At 71.6% G+C, this 24,324-nt stretch carries 18 protein-coding genes; 12 read left to right on the top strand and 6 right to left on the bottom strand.

Annotated elements, in window-relative coordinates; genetic code table 11:
- Positions 1 to 74: 74 nt before the first annotated feature.
- From AB0N90_RS06540 to AB0N90_RS06550, 3 genes are all read left to right on the top strand, one after another.
- On the top strand, positions 75 to 278 hold the full coding sequence (locus AB0N90_RS06540; protein WP_018544743.1) for a hypothetical protein: 204 nt from the start codon (positions 75 to 77) through the stop codon (positions 276 to 278).
- Between the two features lie 246 nt (positions 279 to 524).
- Complete coding sequence (gene smc, locus AB0N90_RS06545) at positions 525 to 4,112, top strand: chromosome segregation protein SMC (RefSeq protein ID WP_365193391.1); 3,588 nt, start codon at positions 525 to 527, stop codon at positions 4,110 to 4,112.
- Between the two features lie 249 nt (positions 4,113 to 4,361).
- A complete protein-coding gene (locus tag AB0N90_RS06550; protein ID WP_085566751.1) occupies positions 4,362 to 5,780 on the top strand; it encodes a sugar porter family MFS transporter in 1,419 nt (472 codons plus the stop codon).
- Positions 5,781 to 5,898: 118 nt separating this feature from the next.
- Here AB0N90_RS06550 and AB0N90_RS06555 read toward each other — a convergent pair whose 3' ends face one another.
- From AB0N90_RS06555 to AB0N90_RS06565, 3 genes are read right to left on the bottom strand one after another with little or no spacing between them, the layout of a single operon-like run.
- Positions 5,899 to 6,720 (bottom strand): NAD(P)-binding domain-containing protein, encoded by an 822-nt coding sequence (locus AB0N90_RS06555; RefSeq protein ID WP_365193393.1) that lies wholly within the window; start codon positions 6,718 to 6,720, stop codon positions 5,899 to 5,901.
- Entirely contained in the window at positions 6,717 to 7,181 is a 465-nt protein-coding gene (locus AB0N90_RS06560; RefSeq protein WP_365193395.1) for a hypothetical protein, read from the bottom strand. The genes AB0N90_RS06555 and AB0N90_RS06560 overlap by 4 nt, the downstream gene beginning before the upstream one ends.
- A complete protein-coding gene (locus tag AB0N90_RS06565; protein ID WP_365193397.1) occupies positions 7,178 to 8,128 on the bottom strand; it encodes an alpha/beta hydrolase in 951 nt (316 codons plus the stop codon). The genes AB0N90_RS06560 and AB0N90_RS06565 overlap by 4 nt, the downstream gene beginning before the upstream one ends.
- A gap of 97 nt (positions 8,129 to 8,225) precedes the next feature.
- On the opposite strand from AB0N90_RS06565, the gene AB0N90_RS06570 reads away from it, so the two are divergent.
- Together AB0N90_RS06570 and AB0N90_RS06575 are read left to right on the top strand one after the other, a co-directional pair.
- Positions 8,226 to 8,915, top strand: coding sequence for a TetR/AcrR family transcriptional regulator (locus AB0N90_RS06570; protein ID WP_365193398.1), 690 nt, complete (start codon positions 8,226 to 8,228; stop codon positions 8,913 to 8,915).
- A gap of 42 nt (positions 8,916 to 8,957) precedes the next feature.
- On the top strand, positions 8,958 to 9,149 hold the full coding sequence (locus AB0N90_RS06575) for a hypothetical protein (RefSeq protein WP_365193399.1): 192 nt from the start codon (positions 8,958 to 8,960) through the stop codon (positions 9,147 to 9,149).
- Between the two features lie 17 nt (positions 9,150 to 9,166).
- On the opposite strand, the gene AB0N90_RS06580 is transcribed toward AB0N90_RS06575, so the two are convergent.
- Positions 9,167 to 10,660, bottom strand: coding sequence for a cytosine permease (locus AB0N90_RS06580; protein WP_365193401.1), 1,494 nt, complete (start codon positions 10,658 to 10,660; stop codon positions 9,167 to 9,169).
- A 172-nt stretch (positions 10,661 to 10,832) separates the two neighbouring features.
- Here AB0N90_RS06580 and ftsY point away from each other — a divergent pair, with 172 nt between their 5' ends.
- Complete coding sequence (gene ftsY, locus AB0N90_RS06585) at positions 10,833 to 12,038, top strand: signal recognition particle-docking protein FtsY (RefSeq protein ID WP_365193402.1); 1,206 nt, start codon at positions 10,833 to 10,835, stop codon at positions 12,036 to 12,038.
- Positions 12,039 to 12,137: 99 nt separating this feature from the next.
- On the opposite strand, the gene AB0N90_RS06590 is transcribed toward ftsY, so the two are convergent.
- Entirely contained in the window at positions 12,138 to 12,800 is a 663-nt protein-coding gene (locus AB0N90_RS06590; RefSeq protein ID WP_365193404.1) for a bifunctional DNA primase/polymerase, read from the bottom strand.
- A 514-nt stretch (positions 12,801 to 13,314) separates the two neighbouring features.
- On the opposite strand from AB0N90_RS06590, the gene AB0N90_RS06595 reads away from it, so the two are divergent.
- From AB0N90_RS06595 to ftsH, 6 genes are all read left to right on the top strand, one after another.
- Positions 13,315 to 14,790, top strand: coding sequence for a hypothetical protein (locus tag AB0N90_RS06595; RefSeq protein WP_085566760.1), 1,476 nt, complete (start codon positions 13,315 to 13,317; stop codon positions 14,788 to 14,790).
- A gap of 268 nt (positions 14,791 to 15,058) precedes the next feature.
- A complete protein-coding gene (locus AB0N90_RS06600) occupies positions 15,059 to 16,447 on the top strand; it encodes an ammonium transporter (RefSeq protein ID WP_085566761.1) in 1,389 nt (462 codons plus the stop codon).
- A complete protein-coding gene (locus AB0N90_RS06605) occupies positions 16,444 to 16,782 on the top strand; it encodes a P-II family nitrogen regulator (protein WP_085566762.1) in 339 nt (112 codons plus the stop codon). Before AB0N90_RS06600 ends, AB0N90_RS06605 begins: the two co-directional genes overlap by 4 nt.
- 58 nt (positions 16,783 to 16,840) lie before the next feature.
- Positions 16,841 to 19,363, top strand: coding sequence for a [protein-PII] uridylyltransferase (locus tag AB0N90_RS06610; protein ID WP_365193407.1), 2,523 nt, complete (start codon positions 16,841 to 16,843; stop codon positions 19,361 to 19,363).
- Between the two features lie 97 nt (positions 19,364 to 19,460).
- Entirely contained in the window at positions 19,461 to 21,011 is a 1,551-nt protein-coding gene (gene ffh / locus AB0N90_RS06615; protein WP_086811076.1) for a signal recognition particle protein, read from the top strand.
- A gap of 90 nt (positions 21,012 to 21,101) precedes the next feature.
- Entirely contained in the window at positions 21,102 to 23,045 is a 1,944-nt protein-coding gene (gene ftsH / locus AB0N90_RS06620; protein WP_361677085.1) for an ATP-dependent zinc metalloprotease FtsH, read from the top strand.
- A 7-nt stretch (positions 23,046 to 23,052) separates the two neighbouring features.
- On the opposite strand, the gene AB0N90_RS06625 is transcribed toward ftsH, so the two are convergent.
- Positions 23,053 to 23,892: a methyltransferase domain-containing protein gene (locus tag AB0N90_RS06625; protein ID WP_365193410.1), complete on the bottom strand. Its 840-nt coding sequence runs from the start codon at positions 23,890 to 23,892 to the stop codon at positions 23,053 to 23,055.
- Positions 23,893 to 24,324 lie beyond the last annotated feature (432 nt).

Raw genomic sequence — 24,324 nt, forward strand, 5'->3', positions numbered from 1 at the left:
CAAGCACCGCGGGTGCGAATCCCTCACGACCCACACCGCATCGGTCGGTCACTCAGTGTGGAGGACCATCCATCATGGCAAAGGCGCTTCTCGGTTACGTCGGCGGCTCCGACCCTCGACTCCTCGCCGAGATGCGACGGCTGCAGCAGCGTGTTCAGGACCTGGAGTCCGAGCTGGTCAGGATCCAGGCGGAGAACGACGCGCTGGCGGCTGCCGCCTCTCAGGACAGGATCATGGAGAGCATCGACGCACACCAGGCGGAGCCTGCGCTCACCTGATCGCTGCATCGCTCCACGACAGCAGCAGTGGTTGGGCAGCCCGTATCAGCCGCTCATCGGATCGGACGACCGGCATCCGAGGCCGTCCATAGAATCGCAAGGGACGCTTCGGCGTCCCTTCTTTCTTCCCCCGCGCATCCTTTCACCTTCTTCAACATCTGGTGTGCCCTGCCTGTCCAGCGGTGAAACCGCGCGGTCACGAGGGTTCATGGAGTGAGACAGCGACGGCCGGTAGAGTCCGGCGGCGTGCACCTCAAGGCCCTGACCCTGCGCGGCTTCAAGTCGTTCGCCTCCGCGACCACCCTCCGGTTCGAACCCGGGATCACCTGCGTCGTCGGACCGAACGGCTCGGGCAAGTCCAATGTGGTGGACGCGCTGAGCTGGGTCATGGGCGAGCAGGGCGCCAAGTCGCTGCGCGGCGGCAAGATGGAGGACGTCATCTTCGCCGGCACCACCGGGCGCCCCCCGCTGGGCCGCGCCGAGGTGTCCCTGACCATCGACAACTCCGACGGGGCGCTGCCCATCGAGTACGCCGAGGTCACCATCACGCGGATCATGTTCCGCAACGGCGGCAGCGAGTACCAGATCAACGGCGACACCTGCCGCCTCCTGGACATCCAGGAACTGCTCTCCGACTCCGGCATCGGCCGCGAGATGCATGTGATCGTCGGCCAGGGCCAGCTGGACTCCGTGCTGCACGCCGATCCGATGGGCCGCCGCGCCTTCATCGAGGAGGCGGCCGGTGTCCTCAAGCACCGCAGGCGCAAGGAGAAGGCGCTGCGGAAACTGGACGCGATGCAGGCCAACCTCGCCCGCGTCCAGGACCTCACCGACGAACTGCGCCGCCAGCTCAAGCCGCTCGGCCGCCAGGCGGCGGTGGCCCGCCGGGCCGCCGTCATCCAGGCCGATCTGCGCGACGCCCGGCTACGGCTGCTCGCCGACGACCTCGTACGACTGCGCGGGGCGCTCAACGCCGAGATCGCCGACGAGGCCGCCCTCAAGGAGCGCAAGGAGGCCGCCGAGCAGGAGCTGCGCAAGGCCCAGCACCGCGAGTCCCTCCTGGAGGAGGAGGTACGGCAGCTCGCGCCCCGCCTCCAGCGCGCCCAGCAGACCTGGTACGAGCTGTCCCAGCTGGCCGAGCGGGTGCGCGGCACCGTCTCGCTGGCCGACGCCCGGGTCAAGAGCGCCACTTCCGCGCCGCCCGAGGAGCGCCGCGGCCGTGACCCCGAGGACCTGGAGCGCGAGGCCGCCCGCGTCCGCGAGCAGGAGGCCGAGCTGGAGGCCGCCCTGGAAGCGGCCCGGCACGCCCTGGACGACACGGTCGCCCACCGCGCCGAACTGGAGCGGGAACTGGCCGTCGAGGAACGCCGGCTCAAGGACGTGGCCCGCGCCATCGCCGACCGCCGCGAGGGCCTGGCCCGGCTGAACGGCCAGGTGGGCGCGGCCCGTTCACGTGCCGCCGCCGCCCAGGCCGAGATCGACCGGCTGGCCCTGGCCCGCGACGAGGCCCGGGAACGCGCGGTGCGCGCCCAGGAGGAGTACGAGGCGCTCAAGGCCGAGGTCGACGGACTCGACGCGGACGACACCGACCTCGCCGAGCGGCACCGGGCGGCCAGGGAACGGCTCGCCGACGCCGAGACCGCCCTGACCGAGGCCCGCCGGGCCGTCACCACCACCGAACGCCGGCGCGCCGCGACCCAGGCCCGCCACGAGGCACTGGCCCTGGGCCTGCGCCGCAAGGACGGCACCGGAATACTGCTGGACTCCACGGCCCACCTCACCGGCCTCCTCGGCCCCGCCGCGGAACTCCTGACCGTCACCCCGGGCTACGAGATCCCCCTGGCCGCCGCCTTCGGAGCCGCCGCCGACGCCCTCGCCGTGACCAACCCGGCCTCCGCCGCCGACGCCCTCCGCCTCCTGCACAAACAGGACGGAGGAAGGGCGGCCCTGCTCATCACCGGCTCACCGGAGGCGCCCTTCAGGGGCGCGGGGAACTGCGCGACCAGCCACAGCGCACCCGCACCCGACGACGGCCCGTTCCCCGCCGAAAAATTCGTCCGCGCCCCCGACGACCTGATGCCGGCCATCCGCAGACTCCTCCACGACACCGTCGTGGTCGACACCCTGGACGCCGCCGAAGACCTCATCCGCTCCCACCCCCACCTCACCGCCGTCACCGCCGAGGGCGACCTACTGGCCGCCCACTTCGCCCACGGCGGCTCCGCGGGCGCCCCGAGCCTCCTGGAGGTCCAGGCCTCCGTGGACGAGGCCGCCGCCGAACTCGCGGAGCTCTCCGTCCGCTGCGCGGAGCTGGCCGAGGCGGAGAACACGGCGACGGACCACCGTACCGAGGCCGCCGCCCTGGTGGAGGAGCTGGGCGAACGGCGCCGGGCGGCCGACCGGGAGAAGTCCACCGTCGCCCAGCAGCTCGGCCGCCTCGCCGGTGAGGCCCGTGCCGCCGCCGGTGAGGCCGACCGCTCCGCCGCCGCTGCCGCGCGGGCGCAGGACGCGCTGGAGGGTGCCGTACAGGAAGCGGAGGAACTCGCGGAGCGGCTCGCCGTCGCCGAGGAGATGCCGGTGGCGGAGGAGCCGGACACCGCGGTGCGCGACCGGCTCTCCGCCGACGGCGCCAACGCGCGGCAGACCGAGATGGAGGCCCGCCTGCAGGTCCGTACCCACGAGGAGCGGGTCAAGGGCCTGGCCGGCCGGGCCGACTCCCTCGACCGTGCCGCCCGCACGGAGCGGGAGGCACGGGCACGGGCCGAGCAGCGCAGGGCCCGGCTGCGCCACGAGGCGGCGGTCGCACGGGCCGTGGCCGACGGCGCCCGGCAGCTGCTGGCGCATGTCGAGGTCTCCCTGGTCCGCGCCGATCAGGAGCGCACCGCGGCCGAGGCCGCGAAGGCCCGGCGCGAGCAGGAACTGGCCGCCGCCCGCGGCACCGGACGTGAACTGAAGTCGGAACTCGACAAGTTGACGGATTCGGTCCACCGCGGCGAGGTACTCGGCGCCGAGAAGCGGCTGCGGATCGAGCAGCTGGAGACCAGGGCGCTGGAGGAGCTGGGTGTCGAACCGGCGGGGCTGGAGACGGAGTACGGGCCGCACCAGCCCGTGCCGCCCTCGCCCCCCGCCGACGGCGAGACGCTGCCGGAGGACCCGGAGCACCCCCGCAACCAGCCGCGCCCCTTCGTACGGGCCGAGCAGGAGAAGCGGCTCAGGGCGGCCGAGCGGGCGTACCAGCAGCTCGGCAAGGTCAATCCGCTGGCCCTGGAGGAGTTCGCGGCGCTGGAGGAGCGGCACAAGTTCCTCAGCGAGCAGCTGGAGGACCTGAAGAAGACCCGTGCCGATCTGCTCCAGGTGGTGAAGGAGGTCGACGAGCGGGTCGAGCAGGTCTTCACCGAGGCCTACCGGGACACCGCGCGCGAGTTCGAGGGCGTCTTCGGCCGGCTGTTCCCGGGCGGCGAGGGCAGGCTCGTGCTCACCGACCCCGGCAACATGCTCACCACGGGCGTCGACGTCGAGGCGCGGCCGCCGGGCAAGAAGGTCAAGCGGCTGTCCCTGCTCTCGGGCGGCGAGCGGTCGCTGACGGCCGTCGCGCTGCTGGTGTCGATCTTCAAGGCCCGGCCGAGTCCCTTCTATGTGATGGACGAGGTCGAGGCCGCGCTGGACGACACCAACCTCCAGCGGCTGATCCGGATCATGCAGGAGTTGCAGGAGTCCTCACAGCTGATCGTGATCACCCACCAGAAGCGCACGATGGAGGTGGCCGACGCGTTGTACGGCGTCTCCATGCAGGGCGACGGCGTGTCGAAGGTCATCTCGCAGCGCCTGCGCTGACCCCTTTCAAGATCCACTGAGACGGACGATCAAGATCACCTCACTCCCTGTTCATTTCTTGAACACGGAGCGATCGGCCGTATCTCCTAACTCACAGCTTTCCCCCTATTGACTTCGGAAGTTGAAGGCATAGTCTCTGCAACGTTGCTTTTTTCCTTCAGGTGTAAGTAGCGCAAACGTATGCGCCACTGGAGACCTGGAAGGGCTCACCCCACCCCGGCAGCGTTGCCGTGGCCCGAGGAGTTTCACGTGACCAGCACAGCGCAGGCACCTCAGTCAGGAGCCGGGACGGCTCATCCCGAACATCTCGGGCATGTCATCTTCATCGCCGCGGCCGCGGCCATGGGCGGGTTCCTCTTCGGCTACGACAGCTCCGTCATCAACGGTGCCGTCGAGGCCATCCGCGACCGTTACGACATCGGCTCCGCCGGGCTCGCGCAGGTCATCGCCATCGCCCTGATCGGCTGTGCCATCGGCGCCGCCACCGCGGGCCGGATAGCCGACCGGATCGGCCGTATCCGCTGTATGCAGATCGCGGCCACGCTGTTCACGATCAGCGCCGTCGGCTCCGCGCTGCCCTTCGCGCTGTGGGACCTCGCCTTCTGGCGCATCGTCGGCGGTTTCGCCATCGGTATGGCCTCCGTGATCGGCCCCGCCTACATCGCCGAGGTCGCCCCGCCCGCCTACCGCGGCCGGCTCGGCTCCTTCCAGCAGGCCGCGATCGTCGTCGGCATCGCCATCTCCCAGCTGGTCAACTGGGGCCTGCTGAACGCCGCCGGCGGCAACCAGCGCGGCCACCTCATGGGCCTGGAGGCCTGGCAGGTCATGCTGGGCGTCATGGTGATCCCGGCCGCCCTGTACGGCCTGCTGTCCTTCGCCATCCCCGAGTCCCCGCGCTTCCTGCTCTCCGTCGGCAAGCGTGAGCGCGCCAAGGAGATCCTGGCCGAAGTCGAGGGCGAGAGCGCCGACCTGGACAAGCGCGTCGCCGACATCGAGCACGCGATGAAGAGCGAGCACCGCTCCACCTTCAAGGACCTGCTGGGCGGCGGCTTCTACTTCAAGCCGATCGTCTGGGTGGGCATCGGCCTGTCGGTCTTCCAGCAGTTCGTCGGCATCAACGTCGCGTTCTACTACTCCTCGACGCTGTGGCAGTCGGTCGGTGTCGACCCGACGGACTCGTTCTTCTACTCCTTCACCACGTCCATCATCAACATCGTCGGCACCGTGATCGCGATGATCTTCGTGGACCGGATCGGCCGCAAGCCGCTCGCGCTCATCGGCTCGGTCGGCATGGTCGTCGGCCTGGCGCTGGAGGCCTGGGCGTTCTCGTACCACCTGGTCGACGGCAAGCTGCCCGCCACGCAGGGCTGGGTGGCCCTGATCGCGGCGCACATCTTCGTCCTCTTCTTCGCCCTGTCCTGGGGTGTGGTCGTCTGGGTCATGCTCGGCGAGATGTTCCCGAACCGGATCCGCGCCGCCGCCCTGGGCGTGGCCGCCGCCGCGCAGTGGATCGCCAACTGGGCGATCACCGCGAGCTTCCCGTCGCTGGCCGACTGGAACCTCTCCGGCACGTACATCATCTACACCGTGTTCGCCGCCCTCTCCATCCCCTTCGTCCTGAAGTTCGTCAAGGAGACGAAGGGCAAGGCCCTGGAGGAGATGGGCTGAGCCTCCCCCCGAGGCACCCCCGAACCCGGGGAGAAGGGCCTTCAGACCCCGCTGCCCCTCTCCTCGTTCCTCCCCTCGCCCCCGGCCCGGCCACTGCCCGGACCGGGGGCGGGGGCTTTCACCCGTCGGCGCGCAGATGAGCCAGGAGCTGGTCGAGCGTCGCCGTGAGGGCTTCGCGGTTGGCCCGGTCGAACCAGCCGCTCCGGACGCGCTCGTTGCTCCCGCCCGGTGTCTCGTGATCGGCCGCGAGCCGCTCCAGCGACCGGCTCTCGTCGCCGAGCGCCCGGCCGACACCCTGGAAGAGGCCCCGGATGTACCGCTCGGCGTCGGCCGCGGGAACGCCCTGGCCGGCGGCCCACGAGGTGAGCGCGGCGAGATACGCGTAGTGCGTGGTCAGCGTCCCGGTCAGCGCCGAAAGGACGTCGAAAGCGGCCTCGTCCGCCACCGGGAGCACCCCGCCCAGCCCCTCGAACAGCGCGTCCACCGCGGGGTGCGACGGGTGCACCACCGTGACGGACCGGCGCTCACGCACCGCCGGCAGCGGAATCGCCCGCACCAGTGGCGCCTCGGTGCCGAGCGTCCGCCGCAGCTCGTCGTGAGCGACCCCGGCCATCACATTGACGACGACCTTGTCACCCGTGACCGATGTCCCGGCCAGCGCCTCGTGCCGGTCCTGACCGCGTACGGCGACGATCACCAGCTCCGCACGGTCCACCACGGCCTGGTTGTCGGCGCACACATGGACACCCGCGTAGCGCCCGGCCAACTCGGCCCTCGTGCGCGCGCCCCTGGGCGAGAGGAACACCTCCGGCTCCGCCCCGCCCCCGTGTCGCAGCCCCATGACGACGGCCCGCCCGATCTCACCCACTCCGATGATGCCGATGCGCCGCACCGGTACGTCCTCCCTGCCCCGTGTGTCCCTGCCGGTGCGGGCTGTCATTCCCGGCACCCCCTCCGCCACAGCAGTACGACCGCCACCGCGCCCGCAAGGCAGGGGGCGACCCCGCTCCATCCCAGAGCGGGCGGCAGACCGGTCGCGCCGGAGGTGTCCTTGGCGAGCAGACCGGTCAGCCCGATGACCGTGCCGAGCACGAACAGCGCGGTCGCCATGGGGCGCGCCCAGCGCGTGCCCGCCCGCACGGCCCAGGCCGTCCCGAGCCAGCCGAGCACCCCGAGCGCCCCGACGACGGACGACAGCACCAGGTAGGTGCCGACGGCCGCGTCGACCCGCGAGGTGTCGTAGCCGGGGTAGCCCGCGCGGATGTGGTCGGCCAGCAGGTGGGTGGTCGTGCGGTCGGTGTACGAGACGATCGTCGCGACGACGGTGAGCGCGAGCCCGGCGCACATCGCCACGATGGCCCCTCGCGCACGGCGCGTCCCCGGCATCGGTTCGCCTCTCATGCGGCGAGCCTGGTTCGCAGGAACTCCAGGATCTCCGTCCGCGCCGCCGCCGCTTGCCGCTCCAGTCCCGGCACGCTGAGGAACGCGTGCCGGGCGCCGGAGTGTTCGGTGAGCCGTACGACGGTCCCGGCCGCGAGCAGGCGTTCGGCGTAGCGGCGGCCGTGGTCGGCCAGCGGGTCGTCGGTCGGCACCACCACGAGCGCCGGAGGCAGCCCGGACAGATCGGCGGCGTACAGCGGCGAGAGCGCGCGTGCGTCGGCGCCGGGCGGCACGGCGAGCCGCCGGAAGAAGCGCAGTTGGGCCACGGAGAGGCCCGGGCCCTGTCCGTACGCGGCGATCGAAGGGTGGTCGAGCATCGCGTCGGTCACATCGGTGGCCGGATTGACCAGCACTTGTGCCCTCAGCGCGAGGCCCGCCTCGCTGGCCCGCAGTACCGTCAGGGCGCCGATCAACGCGCCGCAGCTCTCGCCGAACACGGCCGTCCGCGCGGGGTCGACACCCCATTCCCGCGCGTGTCCCAGCACATGCCGCAGCGCGTCCCAGCCGTCGTCGGCGGCGGCCGACAGCGGGGTGTCCGGGGCGAGCAGCCGGTGCTCGACCGAGACGACGACGGCGGGCAGCCGGGCGGCGACATGGCTGGTGACCCAGTCGCACTGCGTCGCCGTACCGACGAACCCGCCGCCGTGCACATGCAGCACGAGCGGCAGAGCGCCCCCGTCCGCGCTCCCGGCCGCCGGGCGGTGCACCCGGACCGGGAGGTCGCGGCCGGGCAGCGCCACTTCCTGCCACTCGATGACGGCACCGGGATCCGGTTCCCCGGTCATCGCGCGCGCCGCGCCGGAGGCCCGGAAGCGGTTCTCGGCGGTGCGGTAGGCGGCCAGTTCCCCGGCCGTGATCGTCGACCAGTCCGGCTCCGGAGGTCGTATCGCGGCAGTGGTCTCGCTCATGTCTCCTGCTCCCTCCCTGGGCATGTGTCCTCATTATGCACGCGGTGCGTGCAACGACAAGTGCACAGCTAGACTGGCGCCGGACGAGAGGGGCGAGATGGCAGGCCGAAGGCGCTGGTCGAGCGAGGAGATCCTGGACACGGCGGCGGAGATGCTGCGCACGAGCGACACGGAGTCGTTCAGCGTGCGCCGGCTCGCCGCGGTGCTCGGCACCGACTCCTCCAGCCTCTACCGACACTTCCGCAACAAGACGGAGCTGCTGCGCGCGGTCGCCGACCGGATCCTGCTGGCGGCCATGGAGGGCCACCGCCCCGAGGGTGACTGGAAACAGCGCATCACCGCGCTGGCCCTGCGCCTGCGCGAGGCCTTCGGCCGGCAGCCCCAGCTCGCGGCGGTCTGGGGACGTTACGCGTCGAGCGGCACCGGGTCCCGGCTGGTCATGGAGGAGATCCTCCAGGCGCTGCGGGCCTCGGGCCTGCCCGACGAGGAGATCCCGGCCCGCTATCACCGGATCGTGATCCTCGTCGCCGCGCTGATCGCCGCCGAGGCCGGAATGAGCGCCATCTCGCCGCAGGAGTTCGAGCAGGGCATGGAGCACTTCCGCGTCGCCGTCCTTGGCGCCGACCCCGAACGCTTCCCCGCCCTCGCCCACTTCGCCCGCGAGGTCCGCCCCCTCGGCGTCGACCGCCGCGCCGCGTTCGAGGAGATCCTCGCGGCCCAACTCGCGTCCATCGAGGCAAACGAAATCCCCCTCCGACGCGAGGCATCGGAGGGGGATGGTGGCTGACGTGTCGTGATATGCGCGTGGCCGCGGAACGGGGGCCGGCGGATGACCGGCCTGCCCACGGACCCGGGGGCCGAAGCCGGTCGGGGCCGCGTGGCGCTCTGGCTCGATCCCGGCGAGCTGCGGGGGCTCGCCGGGCGCTGCTGCTGCCCGGACGACGCCGGCGAGGAGACCAAGGGCCGCTGCGGCCGACCGTGCTTCCGGGCCGGTGCCGCCCTGCACAAGGGCGGCCACTGAGCCCGGCGGGCGCCTGATCAGACCGCGGCCGTCGCCTGCTCACCCGTAGGCCCGGAGGTGGACTCGTCCGCGCCGTCGGCCCGCGCGGCCTCCTCCGTGTCCACGGCCGGAGCCTCGATGCCCGGCTTCGGCAGGACCATGTACAGCACGCCGGAGATCACGATCGTGGCGACCCAGCCGAGGCCGTACTCGCCGATGACGTTGTTCTTGGCCAGCGGGCCGGTGAACCAGTCCGAGGTGGTGAACATCAGGCCCGAGACCAGGCCGATCGCCCACGCGGCCACGGCGGCGGGGGAGAAGCCGCCCTTGTACCAGTAGGCGCTGGTGCGCGTGGTGTCGGCCATGGCCCGGCCGTCGTACTCCGTGCGGCGGAACATGTCCGCGCCGAACACGCCGACCCACGCGGAGAACGCGACCGCGAGCAGGGACAGGAAGGCGATGAAGGAGCCCATGAAGCTCGTCGCCACCAGCATCAGCACCCCGCCGAACACCAGCGAGATCACCGCGTTGACCGACACCGCCCAGTGCCGCGGCACCTTGAAGCCGAGGGTCTGCGCGGTGAAGCCCGCCGAGTACATCGACATCGAGTTGATCAGCAGCATGCCGACCAGCGCGATGAGCAGATACGGCACCGCGATCCACGTCGGAAGGATCTTGCCCAGGAAGGACACCGGGTCGGCGGCCGAGGCCAGGTCCGGGGTGGCGACCGCCATCACCGCGCCCATCAGCACCATCGGCAGCACGACCACACCGGCGCCGCCGACCGCCGTACCCACGATCGCCTTCGAGGAGGCCGTGCGCGGCAGATAGCGGGTGAAGTCCGGGGCCGTCGGGATCCAGCTGACGCCGCCGGCCGCGATCATGCCGATGCCGGTGATCACCGCGGCCGTGGAACCGGCGCTGTGGTCCATCACCTTCGACCAGTCCGTCTTCACCGCGAGGTAGACGAGGACCAGCACCGAGAAGGCACCGAAGAAGTAGGTCGCGTACTTGTTGCACTTCTGCACGGCGTTGATGCCGAGCCCGGAGATCGCGAAGGTCGCCACCACGAACACCAGCAGCGTCACCATGTCCAGGACGCTGTTCGCCTTGATGCCGAACACGATCTCCAGGATGGAGAGCATGGCGTAGGCGCCGGTCACCGCGTTGATCGTCTCCCAGCCCCAGCGGGCCACCCAGATCAGCGAGCCCGGCAGCAGGTTGCCCCGCTGCCCGAACACCGCGCGGGACAGCGCCATGCCCGGCGCCCCGCCCCGCTTGCCCGCGATGCCGATCAGGCCGACGAGGCCGTACGACACGACGGGCGCCGCCACCGCGACGACCAGCGCCTGCCAGATGTTCAGGTGGTACGCCACGACGAGGCTCGCGCCCATCGTCAGCAGCAGGACGCTGATGTTGGCGCCGACCCAGGTCGGGAACAGCTCACGGGTCCGGCCGGTCCGCTCGTGGTCCGGGACCTGCTCGATGCCACGGGTCTCGAGAGCGCCTTCGGTCTCGACGGTTTTGCTCATGGGGAAGGGTGCCCTAGAGGTGGGGGGAAGGGGACGGTCGGACTCTACGCGCGTCAACGCAGCCCGGACCATCGTACTTTGCTCCGACTCCTCGCCAAACGTGGCGTTTGTCTCTCGGAGGAAGACACAAGCCCCCTCCCGGCGGAACCCATGGCCGATACTGGGGGGCGTTATGGAAACCATCATCCTTGCTGTAGTCATCGCCGTGGTCGTGCTCGGCGCGCTCGGCGGGCTGATCGTGGGCACCCGACGCCGGAAGTCGCTGCCCCCGCCGCCCCCGAAGGCGCCCGACATCACCGCGCCCCCGGCCGAGCCGCACGTCGGCGAAGAGGCCGAGACGCCGCGCGACGAACCGCGCCGGACGATCGAGGAGGTGGATCTCCCGGGCGGCCCGCCGGTCGCCGTCGAAGAGCCTCCCGTCCCCGCCGTCGAGGCTCCGGAGATCGAGATCCCGGAGCCCACCGCGGGCCGGCTGGTCCGGCTCCGCACCCGTCTGTCCCGCTCCCAGAACGCCCTCGGCAAGGGCCTGCTCACGCTGCTCTCGCGCGAGCACCTGGACGACGACACCTGGGAGGAGATCGAGGACACCCTGCTCACCGCCGACGTCGGTGTGCAGCCCACCCAGGAACTGGTCGACAGCCTGCGCGAGCGCGTCAAGGTGCTCGGCACCCGCACCCCCGAGGAGCTGCGCGGCCTGCTGCGCGAGGAGCTGCTCAAGCTGGTCGGCACCGATGTCGACCGCACCGTGAAGACCGAGCCCGCCGGCCGCAAGCCGGGCATCGTGATGGTCGTCGGCGTCAACGGCACCGGAAAGACCACCACCACCGGCAAGCTCGCCCGCGTCCTGGTCGCCGACGGCCGCACCGTGGTGCTCGGCGCCGCCGACACCTTCCGTGCCGCCGCCGCCGACCAGCTCCAGACCTGGGGCGAGCGGGTCGGCGCCTACACCGTGCGCGGTCCCGAGGGCGGCGACCCCGCCTCCGTGGCCTTCGACTCGGTGAAGGAGGGCAAGGAGATGGGGGTCGACGTCGTCCTCATCGACACCGCGGGACGGCTGCACACCAAGACCGGTCTCATGGACGAGCTGGGCAAGGTCAAGCGCGTGGTCGAGAAGCACGCGCCGCTTGACGAGGTGCTGCTGGTCCTGGACGCCACCACCGGGCAGAACGGTCTGGTGCAGGCCCGGGTGTTCGCCGAGGTCGTGGACATCACCGGCATCGTGCTGACCAAGCTGGACGGCACCGCCAAGGGCGGCATCGTGGTCGCCGTCCAGCGCGAGCTGGGCGTGCCGGTCAAGCTCATCGGGCTCGGCGAGGGCGCTGACGACCTGGCGCCGTTCGAGCCGGAGGCGTTCGTGGACGCGCTGATCGGAGACTGACCGTCGCCGGATTACCGCCTGACATGAAGAAGTGCCCGCCCTCAAGGTGCAGTTGAGGACGGGCACTTCGCTCTTTCCGGCCGCCTTCTCCTGGCGTCCCTACGACCGCCACCGCGACCGGTGCGCCACATACGCCAGCGTCCCCAGCAGCAGCCGGGCCGCCGGGGGGCGGGTCGCGGAGTCGAGGGCGGGCGGACGCAGCCAGCGCACCGGGCCCCGGCCGCCCCGGTCGCAGGGCGGCGCGGTGATGTACGTACCGGACCCGAGGCCGCGCAGATCAAGGGTGCGCGGGTCGTCCCAGCCCATGCGGTACAGCAGCCGGGGCAGCTCGGCCGCGGCGCCCGGGGCCACGAAGAAGTGGGCCCGGCCCTCGGGGGTCACGGCCACCGGACCCAGCGGCAGGCCCATCCGCTCCAGCCGGACCAGGGCGCGCCGCCCGGCCGACTCGGAGACCTCCACGACGTCGAAGGCGCGGCCCACCGGCAGCAGCACCGAGGCGCCCGGGCACTCCGCCCAGGCCTTGGCCACATCGTCCAGCGTGGCCCCGGCCGGTACCTCGGGCGCGAAGTCGAGCGGATGCGCGCCCGGCTCCGGACAGTCCTCGAACCCGCAGGAGCAGGCGCCCGCCGCGGCCCGCGCGCCCGGCACCACGTCCCAGCCCCACAGCCCGGTGAACTCGGCGACGGTGGTGCACTCCGCGGACCGGTTACGCCGACGCGTGCCGGAGCGGATCTCGCGAATGCCGCCGATCGTGAAGCCCATGCCCCCTCCAACGGGTCCAGCGCGCCGGTGGTTACGACACGGAACGAGACGGAAGCGGAACGTAACGCTACGGCTCCGACCGCCCTGGACGTGACGGAACCGGGGCGGCGCTTTGAAGCATGTCGGGTGGCGCGCCGGGATCCACGCGCCCCTTTGTGCATCACTCCGCCCGCTTCCGTTCGTCCTGTGTCAAGTGAATCGCGTGCGACGGAACGGGAGTTCATTCGAAGGGGTGGCGAATGGTGGCGTTTCTCTGATCCGCGTGGCTGAGCCGGTGATCACGGGGTTACTGTGAGTGCCCGGAATCCTCGGGGCACATGCGTTCCTGGGTATGCCGGGGGCAACCCGGGAGTAACTCGGCGGCGACTCGGCGGTAACCCGAAAGGGGCCCGAGAACGGCTCGGTATCGCGTTCGAAGGCTGGGAACCGGGGGACGCCGGGCCGTATTTACCGGCATTCTGATAGGGCTTGGCGCACTCAGGCGGCAAGAGGTCTCAGGGATGGGGGCGTTCCAGTGGGCGGCAATGGCGGAAGCGGGACAAACGCTGACAAGCGCCCCAATGAGCTGCTCGGCTCGTGGTTCGTGCGCAGCGGCTGGTCCAAGGGCGAGCTGGCCCGCCAAGTGAACCGCAGGGCACGCCAGTTGGGCGCCAACCACATCTCCACCGACACCTCACGGGTGCGCCGCTGGCTGGACGGCGAGAACCCGCGCGAGCCGATCCCGCGCATCCTCTCGGAGCTGTTCTCCGAGCGCTTCGGCTGCGTGGTCTCCATCGAGGACCTGGGCCTGCGCGCCGCCCGCCAGTCGACCGCCGCCTCCGGTGTCGACCTGCCCTGGACCGGCCCGCAGACCGTCGCCCAGCTCGGCGAGTTCTCCCGCAGCGACCTGATGCTCGCCCGGCGCGGCTTCCTCGGCACCTCCCTCGCGCTGTCCGCGGGCCCCTCCCTGATCGAGCCCATGCAGCGCTGGCTGGTGCCCACCCCCGGCGCCCCGGCCGCGCCCGTCCCCGAGTCCGCCTTCGACTCCCGCAGGCCCGGCCGGCTGTCCAAGCCGGAGCTGGAGCTGCTGGAGTCCACCACCCGGATGTTCCGCCAGTGGGACGCCCAGTGCGGCGGCGGACTGCGCCGCAAGGCCGTCGTCGGCCAGCTGCACGAGGTCACCGACCTGCTCCAGGAACCCCAGCCCGAGGCCACCACCCGCAAGCTCTTCAAGGTCGCCGCCGAACTGGCCGAACTGGCCGGCTGGATGTCGTACGACGTCGGGCTCCAGCCCACCGCGCAGAAGTACTTCGTGCTCGCGCTGCACGCCGCCAAGGAGGCGGGGGACCGGCCGCTCGGCTCGTACATCCTCTCCAGCATGAGCCGCCAGATGATCCACCTCGGCCGGCCCGACGACGCCCTGGAGCTGATCCATCTCGCCCAGTACGGCAGCCGCGACTGCGCGGGACCGCGCACCCAGTCCATGCTGTATGCGATGGAGGCCCGCGCCTACGCCAACATGGGCCAGCCGGGCCGTACCAAGCGCGCGGTGCGCATGGCCGAGGACACCTTCTCCGAGGCCGACGAGTGGGACGAGCCGGACCCCGACTGGATCCGCTTCTTCTCCGAGGCCGAGCTGTACGCGGAGAACTCCCACTCCTTCCGCGACCTCGCCTACAGCGCGGGCCGCAGCCCCGCCTACGCCTCCCTCGCCGAGCCGCTGATGCGCCGCGCGGTGGACCTGTTCGCCAAGGACAGCGAGCACCAGCGGTCGTACGCGCTCAATCTGATCGGCATGGCCACCGTGCATCTGCTCCAGGACGAGCCCGAGGCCGGTACCGAGTTCGCCTCGCGGGCGATGACGGTGGCCAAGAAGGTCCGCTCCGAGCGCGTGAACACCCGTATCCGAAAGACGGTCGGCACGGCCGTGCGGGACCACGGCGATCTCGCCGCCGTGATCGATCTCGCCGAACAGCTCGCCGTCGATCTCCCCGAGTCCGAGGCCGTCTGACCCGGACCGCACCCCCCAAACCCCGGCCGCGGCCGGACCTCCCGAACCGCCCGACTCGGCTCCCCCAACGCCAGGTCATCGAGAGGCCCGCGCCGCGGCCGGTTCATGGGCGCGTAACACACAGGTCGTCTTCGTCACCCCGGTGAAACAACGAGTGGCTTCCGTGGAAACGGTGCTACGTCAGTCTCTGGCGCATACCGGCCCCCCACCCCACCGGACCGCCGAGGCACCGCCCGCACGGGGCGCCCCGATCGACGAGGAGACGCCGATGGCCCCAGCCATCATGCTTGCGGCGGACGCACCCAAGCTGTCGTCCGCCAACACAGGCTTCATGCTCATTGCTTCCGCCCTGGTGCTGCTCATGACCCCGGGCCTGGCCTTCTTCTACGGAGGCATGGTCCGCGTCAAGAGCACCCTGAACATGCTGATGATGAGCTTCATCAGCATGGGCATCGTCACCATTCTGTGGGTGCTCTACGGCTTCTCGATGAGCTTCGGCACGGACCACGGCTCGCTGATCGGCTGGACCTCCGACTTCGTCGGCTGGACCGGCATCGGCAAGATGGACCTGTGGCCCGGTTACACCATTCCGGTCTTCGTCTTCGCCGTCTTCCAGATGATGTTCGCGATCATCACACCGGCCCTCATCAGCGGCGCCCTGGCCGACCGGGTGAAATTCAGCGCCTGGGCCGTCTTCCTCGTGCTGTGGGTCACCATCGTCTACTTCCCCGTCGCCCACTGGGTCTGGGGCACCGGTGGCTGGGCCTACGAACTGGGCGTGATCGACTTCGCCGGCGGTACGGCGGTCCACATCAACGCGGGTGCCGCGGCCCTCGGCGTCATCCTCGTCATCGGCAAGCGCGTCGGCTTCAAGAAGGACCCGATGCGCCCGCACAGCCTGCCCCTGGTCATGCTCGGCGCGGGTCTGCTGTGGTTCGGCTGGTTCGGCTTCAACGCCGGCTCCTGGCTCGGCAACGACGACGGCGTCGGCCCCCTGATGTTCGTCAACACCCAGATCGCCACCGCCGCCGCCATGCTCGCCTGGCTCGGTTACGAGAAGATCCGGCACGGCGCCTGCACCACCCTCGGCGCCGCCTCCGGCGCGGTCGCCGGCCTCGTCGCCATCACCCCCTCCGGCGGCGCGGTCACCCCGCTCGGCGCGATCGCGGTCGGCGCCATCGCCGGTGTCGCCTGCGCCGCGGCCGTCGGACTGAAGTTCCGCTTCGGCTACGACGACTCCCTCGACGTCGTCGGCGTCCACATGGTCGGCGGCATCATCGGCTCCCTGCTGATCGGCTTCTTCGCCAGCGGCACGGGCCAGTCCACCGCCACCGGCGTCTTCTACGGCGACCACTCCTTCACCCAGCTGTGGAAGCAGTGCGCGGGCGTCGGCGGTGTCCTCGCCTACTCCCTGATCGTCTCCGCGATCCTCGCCTTCCTCCTCGACAAGACCATCGGGATGCGTGTCACCCAGGACGAGGAGGTCTCCGGCATCGACCGCGCCGAGCACGCCGAGAGCGCCTACGACTACAGCGGCGCCGGCGGCGGTGTCCTCGGCTCCGCCCTCTCCGCCGCGGCCGGCGCGGGCGGCGGGAAGCAGCCGGAGAATCAGGGCGACAAGAAGAGCGGGAAGCAGACCAAGAAGGTGGACGCATGAAGCTCATCACGGCCGTCGTCAAGCCGTACCGGCTCGACGAGATCAAGGAGGCCCTTCAGTCCTTCGGCGTCCATGGACTGACGGTCACCGAGGCCAGCGGCTACGGTCGGCAGCGGGGCCACACCGAGGTCTACCGCGGCGCGGAGTACACCGTCGACCTGGTCCCCAAGATCCGCATCGAGGTCCTCACCGAGGACGACGACGCCGAGGAACTGATCGAGGCCATCGTCAAGGCCGCCCGCACCGGCAAGATCGGCGACGGCAAGGTCTGGTCGGTCCCGGTCGAGACGGCCGTACGCGTCCGCACCGGGGAACGCGGCCCGGACGCCCTCTGAGATCAGCCCTGGAACCGAGATCAGCCCTGGAACACCGGAACGGAACGGGAGTCGCTGGGTGACGGGAACGGAAGAGCGGACATCGGCCGAGAGCCCCGAACCCGGCGGCTACGCGGCGGCCCGGCTGCGCCTCCTCACCGAGGGGGCGCGGACCGGGCCGCCGCGCCGCGCCGCCCTCGCCGAACTGACCGACGACTGGCTCGCCGGGCTCTTCACCGCGGGGGCGGGCCGGCCGCAGGGCATCTCGGGCATCTCCCTCGTCGCCGTCGGCGGCTACGGCCGCGGCGAACTGTCCCCGCGCAGCGACCTGGACCTCCTGCTGCTGCACGACGGCTCCGACCCCGCCGCGGTCGCCGCGCTCGCCGACCGCCTCTGGTACCCCGTCTGGGACCTCGGCCTCGATCTCGACCACTCCGTGCGCACCCTCGCCGAGGCCCGCAGGACCGCCGGCGAGGACCTCAAGGTCCAGCTCGGCCTGCTGGACGCCCGGCACCTCGCGGGCGACCTCGGCCTGACCGCGGGACTGCGCACCGCCGTGCTCGCCGACTGGCGCAACCAGGCCCCCAAGCGGCTGCCCGAGCTGAAGGAGCTGTGCGACGAACGCGCCGAACGCCAGGGCGAGCTGCGATTCCTCCTGGAACCCGACCTCAAGGAGGCCCGCGGCGGACTGCGCGACGCCACCGCACTGCGCGCCGTCGCCGCCTCCTGGCTCGCCGACGCCCCCCGCGAGGGCCTGGCCGAGGCCCGCCGCACCCTGCTCGACGTCCGCGACGCCCTCCATCTGAGCACCGGCCGCGCCACCGACCGGCTCGCCCTCCAGGAACAGGACCAGGTCGCGGCCGAACTGGGCCTGCTGGACGCCGATGTCCTGCTCCGGCAGGTCTACGAGGCGGCCGGCGTCATCTCCTACGCCGCGGACGTCACCTGGCGCGAGGTGGGGCGCGTGCTGCGCTCGCGCGCCGTACGACCGCGCCTGCGCAAAATGGCGAGGGAGCGAAGCGACTTCCTCAGAAGGGCGGTGGTGGGCGACGGGCGGGCGCTGGGCGGCGGCAAGCAGGGTGCCGAGCGGTCCCCGCTGGCCGAGGGCGTGGTCGAACAGGACGGCGAGGTGGTGCTCGCCCGCGCCGCACGCCCCGAACGCGACCCCGTGCTTGCGCTGCGCGCCGCGGCCGCCGCCGCCCAGGCCGGCCTCCCGCTCTCCCCGTACGCCGTACGACGCCTGGCCGCGGCCGCCCGCCCGCTGCCCACGCCCTGGCCCGCCGAGGCCCGCGAGGAACTGGTCACCCTGCTCGGCTCCGGCCGCCCCACCGTCGGGGTCTGGGAGGCGCTGGAGGCCGAGGGGCTGATCAGCAGGCTGCTCCCGGACTGGGAACGGGTCCGCTGCCGCCCCCAGCGCAACGCCGTGCACATCTGGACCGTCGACCGCCACCTGATCGAGACCGCCGTCCGCGCCGCCGCCCTCACCCGCCATGTGCACCGCCCCGACCTCCTCCTGGTCGGGGCCCTGCTGCACGACATCGGCAAGGGCTGGCCCGGCGACCATTCGGTGGCCGGCGAGATCATCGCCAAGGACGTGGCCGGCCGTATCGGCTTCGACGCCGAGGACGTCGCCGTCCTGGCGACGCTGGTCCGCCACCACCTCCTGCTGATCGACACGGCCACCCGCCGCGACCTGGACGACCCCGCCACCGTCCGCTCCGTCGCCGACGCCGTCGGCACCCAGGGCACGCTGGAACTCCTGCACGCCCTCACCGAGGCCGACGCCCTCGCCACCGGCCCCGCCGCCTGGTCCTCCTGGCGCGGCTCCCTCGTCGCCGACCTGGTGCGCCGGGTCGGCGCCCTGCTCGCCGGGGACCTCCCGGACGAGCCCGCGCCCCTCGCGCCCACCGCCGAGCAGGAACGCCTTGCCGTCGAGGCGTTCCGCACCGGCGGCCCGGTCCTCGCCCTGCGCGCCCGCAGCGAGCCGGTACCCGCCGAGGAGACGCCCGGCGCGCCCGAGCCCCTCGGCGTCGAGCTGCTCATCGCCGTACCCGACCAGAGCGCCGTGCTGCCCGCCGTCGCCGGTGTCCTCGCGGTGCACCGGCTCACCGTTCGCACCGCCGAGCTGCGCACCCTGCGGCTGCCCCAGGACGTGAACGACGGCGACGGCTCGGTGCTGCTGCTCGACTGGCGGGTCGCCGCCGAGTACGGCTCGCTGCCCGAGGCCGCCCGGCTGCGCGCCGACCTGGTCCGCGCCCTGGACGGCTCCCTCGACATCGCGGGCCGACTCGCCGAGCGCGACGCCGCCTACCCGAGGCGCCGCGGCCTGCTCGCCCCGCCGCCCCGGGTGACGGTCGCCCCCGCCGCCTCCCACCACGCCACGGTGATCGAGGTCCGTGCCCAGGACGCCCCCGGCCTGCTGCACCGCATCGGCACGGCCCTGGAGAAGGTGGGCGTCCGGGTCCGCAGCATGCATGTCTCGACCCTGGGCGCCAACGCGGTCGACGCCTTCTATGTGACGACCGGCGCGGGCGAACCACTGCCGGAGCAGGACGCGGGGTCGCTGGCGAGGGTGCTGGAGGAGACGCTGCGGGCGCCGTGACGGACGCCGAATGCGACGGGCGGGGACTGATGACCTGCCGGGCCGGATACCCTGGAGGGCAGCCCAGACCCCTCCGACCCCGAGGACCGACGCCACCGTGTTCGATACCCTCTCCGACCGCCTCAGCGCGACTTTCAAAAACCTCCGCGGCAAGGGCCGGTTGTCCGAGGCGGACATCGACGCCACGGCACGCGAGATCCGCATCGCGCTCCTCGAAGCGGACGTGGCCCTTCCGGTCGTCCGTACGTTCATCAAGAACGTCAAGGAACGTGCCCTCGGCGCCGAGGTCTCCAAGGCGCTGAACCCCGCCCAGCAGATCCTCAAGATCGTCAACGACGAGCTCGTCACCATCCTCGGTGGCGAGACCCGGCGCCTGCGCTTCGCCAAGCAGCCGCCCACCGTGATCATGCTCGCGGGTCTCCAGGGTGCCGGTAAGACCACCCTCGCGGGCAAGCTCGGCCGCTGGCTCAAGGAGCAGGGCCACTCCCCGCTGCTCGTCGCCTGTGACCTCCAGCGCCCCAACGCCGTCAACCAGCTCAGCGTCGTCGCCGAGCGCGCGGGCGTCGCCGTGTACGCGCCGGAGCCGGGCAACGGCGTCGGCGACCCGGTCAAGGTCGCGAAGGACTCCATCGAGTTCGCGAAGACCCGCGTCCACGACATCGTGATCGTGGACACCGCCGGCCGTCTCGGCATCGACCAGGAGATGATGCAGCAGGCCGCGGACATCCGCGACGCCGTCTCCCCGGACGAGATCCTCTTCGTCGTCGACGCCATGATCGGCCAGGACGCCGTCAACACGGCCGAGGCGTTCCGCGACGGCGTCGGCTTCGACGGTGTCGTCCTCTCCAAGCTCGACGGTGACGCCCGCGGTGGTGCCGCGCTGTCCATCCGGCAGATCACCGGCAAGCCGATCATGTTCGCGTCGAACGGCGAGAAGCTGGACGAGTTCGACGCGTTCCACCCGGACCGGATGGCCTCCCGCATCCTCGACATGGGTGACCTGCTCACCCTGATCGAGCAGGCGGAGAAGACCTTCAGCCAGGAAGAGGCCGCCAAGATGGCCTCCAAGCTGGCGTCCAAGAAGGGCCAGGACTTCACCCTGGACGACTTCCTGTCCCAGATGGAACAGGTCAGGAAGATGGGCTCGATCTCCAAGCTGCTCGGCATGCTGCCGGGCATGGGGCAGATCAAGGACCAGATCCAGAACATCGACGAGCGCGACGTCGACCGCACCGCCGCGATCATCAAGTCGATGACCCCGGGCGAGCGCCAGGACCCGACGATCATCAACGGCTCCCGCCGCGCCCGTATCGCCAAGGGTTCCGGCGTCGAGGTCAGCGCCGTGAAGGGCCTGGTCGAGCGCTTCTTCGAGGCCCGCAAGATGATGTCCCGAATGGCTCAGGGCGGCGGCATGCCGGGCATGCCGGGGATCCCGGGCATGGGCGGCGGCCCCGGCCGGCAGAAGAAGCAGCAGAAGAAGGCCAAGGGCAAGCAGCGCTCGGGCAACCCGATGAAGCGCAAGCAGCAGGAGCTGGAGGACGCCCAGCGCCGCGAGGCCGCGGCCCAGGGCGGCAACGCCTTCCAGCTGCCCCAGCAGGGCGCCGAGGAGTTCGAGCTGCCCGACGAGTTCAAGAAGTTCATGGGCTGACGGTCGTACGGCATTGAAGGGCGCCCCCTCCACCCGAGGGGGCGCCCTTCATCATGTGCCGTGTTCCGATATCTGCCTTAACGTCCCTATATGAGCAACGCGCCGCCCCCGCGCAAGGACCCGGAGCAGCCGTGGCGCGCCGAGGGCACCCCCGAAGGGCCCCGGCGGTCCGGTGGGGGAGGGCTTCGGGGCGGGAAGTGGTGGGGGCTCCTCGTCACCGCGGTGATCGTCTTCCTGCTGGCCTATCTCGGCCTGAACTACCTCGGCCAGGCCAATCAGCCGACGATCTCCTACACCGAGTTCAGCCGGCAGGTCTCCGAGGGCAATGTCGCCACGATCTACTCCAAGGGCGACGCGATCCAGGGGCAGCTGAAGACCTCGCGGAGCAATCCCGAGGGCGGCGGCCGGTACACCAAGTTCAAGACGCAGCGCCCCGCTTTCGCGGACGACCGGCTGTGGCAGAACCTGAGCAGTCATGGCGTCACGGTGACCGCCCGGCCGATGGTGCAGGAGCGCAGTTTCCTGTCCAATCTGCTGCTCTCCCTGATCCCGATCCTCGTCCTGGTCGCGGTGTGGGTGTTCTTCGCCCGCAAGCTCGGCGGCTCGCTGCCCGGCGCGGGCGGTCTGTTCGGGCGCCGCGCGCCGCCCAAGCCGGTGGGGCCCGAGCCGGACACCCGGCGTACCACGTTCGCCGATGTGGCCGGGATCGACGAGGTCAAGGGCGAGCTGGACGACGTGGTCGACTTCCTGGAGCACCCCGACGCCTACCGCAAAATGGGCGCCAAGCTGCCCCGGGGCGTGCTGCTCGCGGGCCCGCCCGGCACCGGCAAGACACTGCTCGCGCGAGCGGTCGCGGGCGAGGCGGGGGTGCCGTTCTTCTCGGCCTCGGCATCGGAGTTCATCGAGATGATCGTCGGCGTCGGCGCCTCCCGGGTGCGCGAGCTGTTCGCGGAGGCCCGCAAGGTGGCCCCGTCGATCATCTTCATCGACGAGATCGACACCATCGGCCGGGCGCGCAGCGGCAGTACGGCCATGAGCGGGCACGACGAGCGCGAGCAGACGCTCAACCAGATCCTCACCGAGATGGACGGCTTCTCCGGCTCGGAGGGTGTGATCGTCATCGCGGCGACCAACCGCGCCGACATCCTGGACCCGGCGCTGACCCGTCCCGGCCGCTTCGACCGGGTGGTCACGGTGGCCCCGCCGGATCGCGCGGGCCGTGAGGCGATCCTGCGGATCCACACCCGGGACGTGCCGCTGGAGCCGGACGTGGACCTGGCCCGGATGGCGCGCGCGACCCCCGGTATGACGGGCGCCGACCTGGCCAACCTCGCCAACGAGGCCGCGCTGCTCGCGGTCAAGCGCAAGCAGGAGCGGGTGACCGGCGCGGATCTCTCCGAGGCGCTGGAGAAGGTCCAGCTGGGCGCCGAGCGGACCCTGGTGATGCCGGAGGAGGACCGGCGGCGTACGGCGTACCACGAGAGCGGCCATGCGCTGCTGGGCATGCTCCAGCCGGGCGCGGACCCGGTCCGCAAGATCACCATCGTGCCGCGCGGACGGGCGCTCGGGGTGACGATGTCCACGCCCGAGGTCGAGCGGTACGCCCATTCGGAGGAGTATCTGCGTGGTCGGATCATCGGTGCGCTGGGTGGCATGGCCGCGGAGGAGGTCGTCTACGGCGTCGTCACCACGGGCGCCGAGAGCGACCTCGAACAGGTGACGAACATCGCCCGTGCGATGGTGGCCCGCTGGGGCATGAGCGAGCGGGTCGGCCGGCTGTCCGCGCTGCCGAGCGATGCCCAGCAGGCGTACGGGCTGGCCGCCGCACCCGGGACGCTCGATGTGATCGACACCGAGATGCGGCGGATCGTGGACGAGTGCTACGACGAGGCGCGGCACAAACTCCGGGACCACCGGGGTCAGCTGGACGCGCTGGCGCTGGCGCTCCTTGAGCACGAGACGCTGGAGGAGGCGGACGCGTACCGGATCGCCGGGATCACGCGGCTGGCCAAGGACCCCGAGGAGCCGCGCTGAGCGTGTCTCACGGGACGCGGGCGATCAGATAGCGGAAGACATTGGGCATCCAGACGGTGCCGTCGGCGCGGCGGTACGGGTGCAGGGCCTCCGTCAGCTCCTTGTCGACCTGCTCGGCGTCGGTCGCCGCGATCGCCGCGTCGAAGAGCCCGGTGGACAGCAGCCCGCGCACCGCGCTGTCCGGACCGGCGTATCCGAACGGGCAGGAGACCCGCCCGGAGCCGTCCGGGCGCAGCCCCGCCCGCTGGGCGGCCTCCTCCAGATCGTCCCGCCGGGCCGGACGCCAGCCGCCGTTGCTGCGCAAAGGATCAGCCAGTTTCGCCGCGACGCGCAGCACGCTGGAGGTGGTGCAACGTTCCTGCGGACCCCAGCCGGCGAGCACCACGGCGGTGCCGGGCACGGCGCGCGGGAGCGCCTCCGTTAGCAGGGCGGCGAGCGCCCGGGGATCGCCCGAGGGGCCCCGGACCGGGTCGAGTGCGGTGATCAGGTCGTACGACTCGAAGGCCCCGGCGCTTGCCGGTGAGCCGTGCAGGAGTTCCGCGCGCGGGGCGCCGCCGTGCGGTGACTGCAGCCGTTCCCGGGCGAGGGCCAGCAGGCCGGGGGAGGGGTCGGCGCCGGTGACGGCGGCGCCGCGGGCGGCCGCGAGGAGGAGGCCGAGGCCGGCCCCGCAGCGCAGGCCGAGCAGCCGGGTGTCCGGGCCCACGTCGAGCCGTTCGTACACGGCCTCATGGAGCGGGACGAGCATGCGCTCCTGGATCTCGGCCCAGTCCCGCGCGCGGGCCTTCGCGTCCTCGTGAGCCATGGGATCCACGTGCGGCGGATGCCGCCGTACGAGCGAAGCTGTCATGGATAAGCGCTCCCATCCGCCGACGGTTCGCCGCTGTCCGGTCGTGTGTGTCCGGTCGCGTGTGGCCCCCGTGCCGCCCTCGCGGACGTTCCACGTATGCCAGGTAACTCCCGCCTCGCGGCCCCGTCCAGGGGTCGAGGGGACCCGCTTGGGCGTAGTGCGCCGGTGTGGCGAGAATTCACATCCCGGCAACCAGGCTGCCCTTACGGTGATCACGCCGGAGGACGGGCCGGTGCCGGGGGGTGCGGTCGCGCACGGTAACGTCGCGACCGTCACGGGCGCTGACCGACGTGGGACTCGGCATCCAGAGCGGCCGAATCGCCCCTTGCGCAGCCACGGGCCATCGTCGTGACAGGGCGTACCGGACGGATCGTAGTGCCGTCTACGCACCGGCTTGTTACGAGCTGTGAGGCTTCCTCCGCACATCGGCGC

Source organism: Streptomyces sp. NPDC093018, from assembly GCF_040684035.1.
Classification (GTDB): Bacteria; Actinomycetota; Actinomycetes; order Streptomycetales; family Streptomycetaceae; genus Streptomyces; species Streptomyces murinus.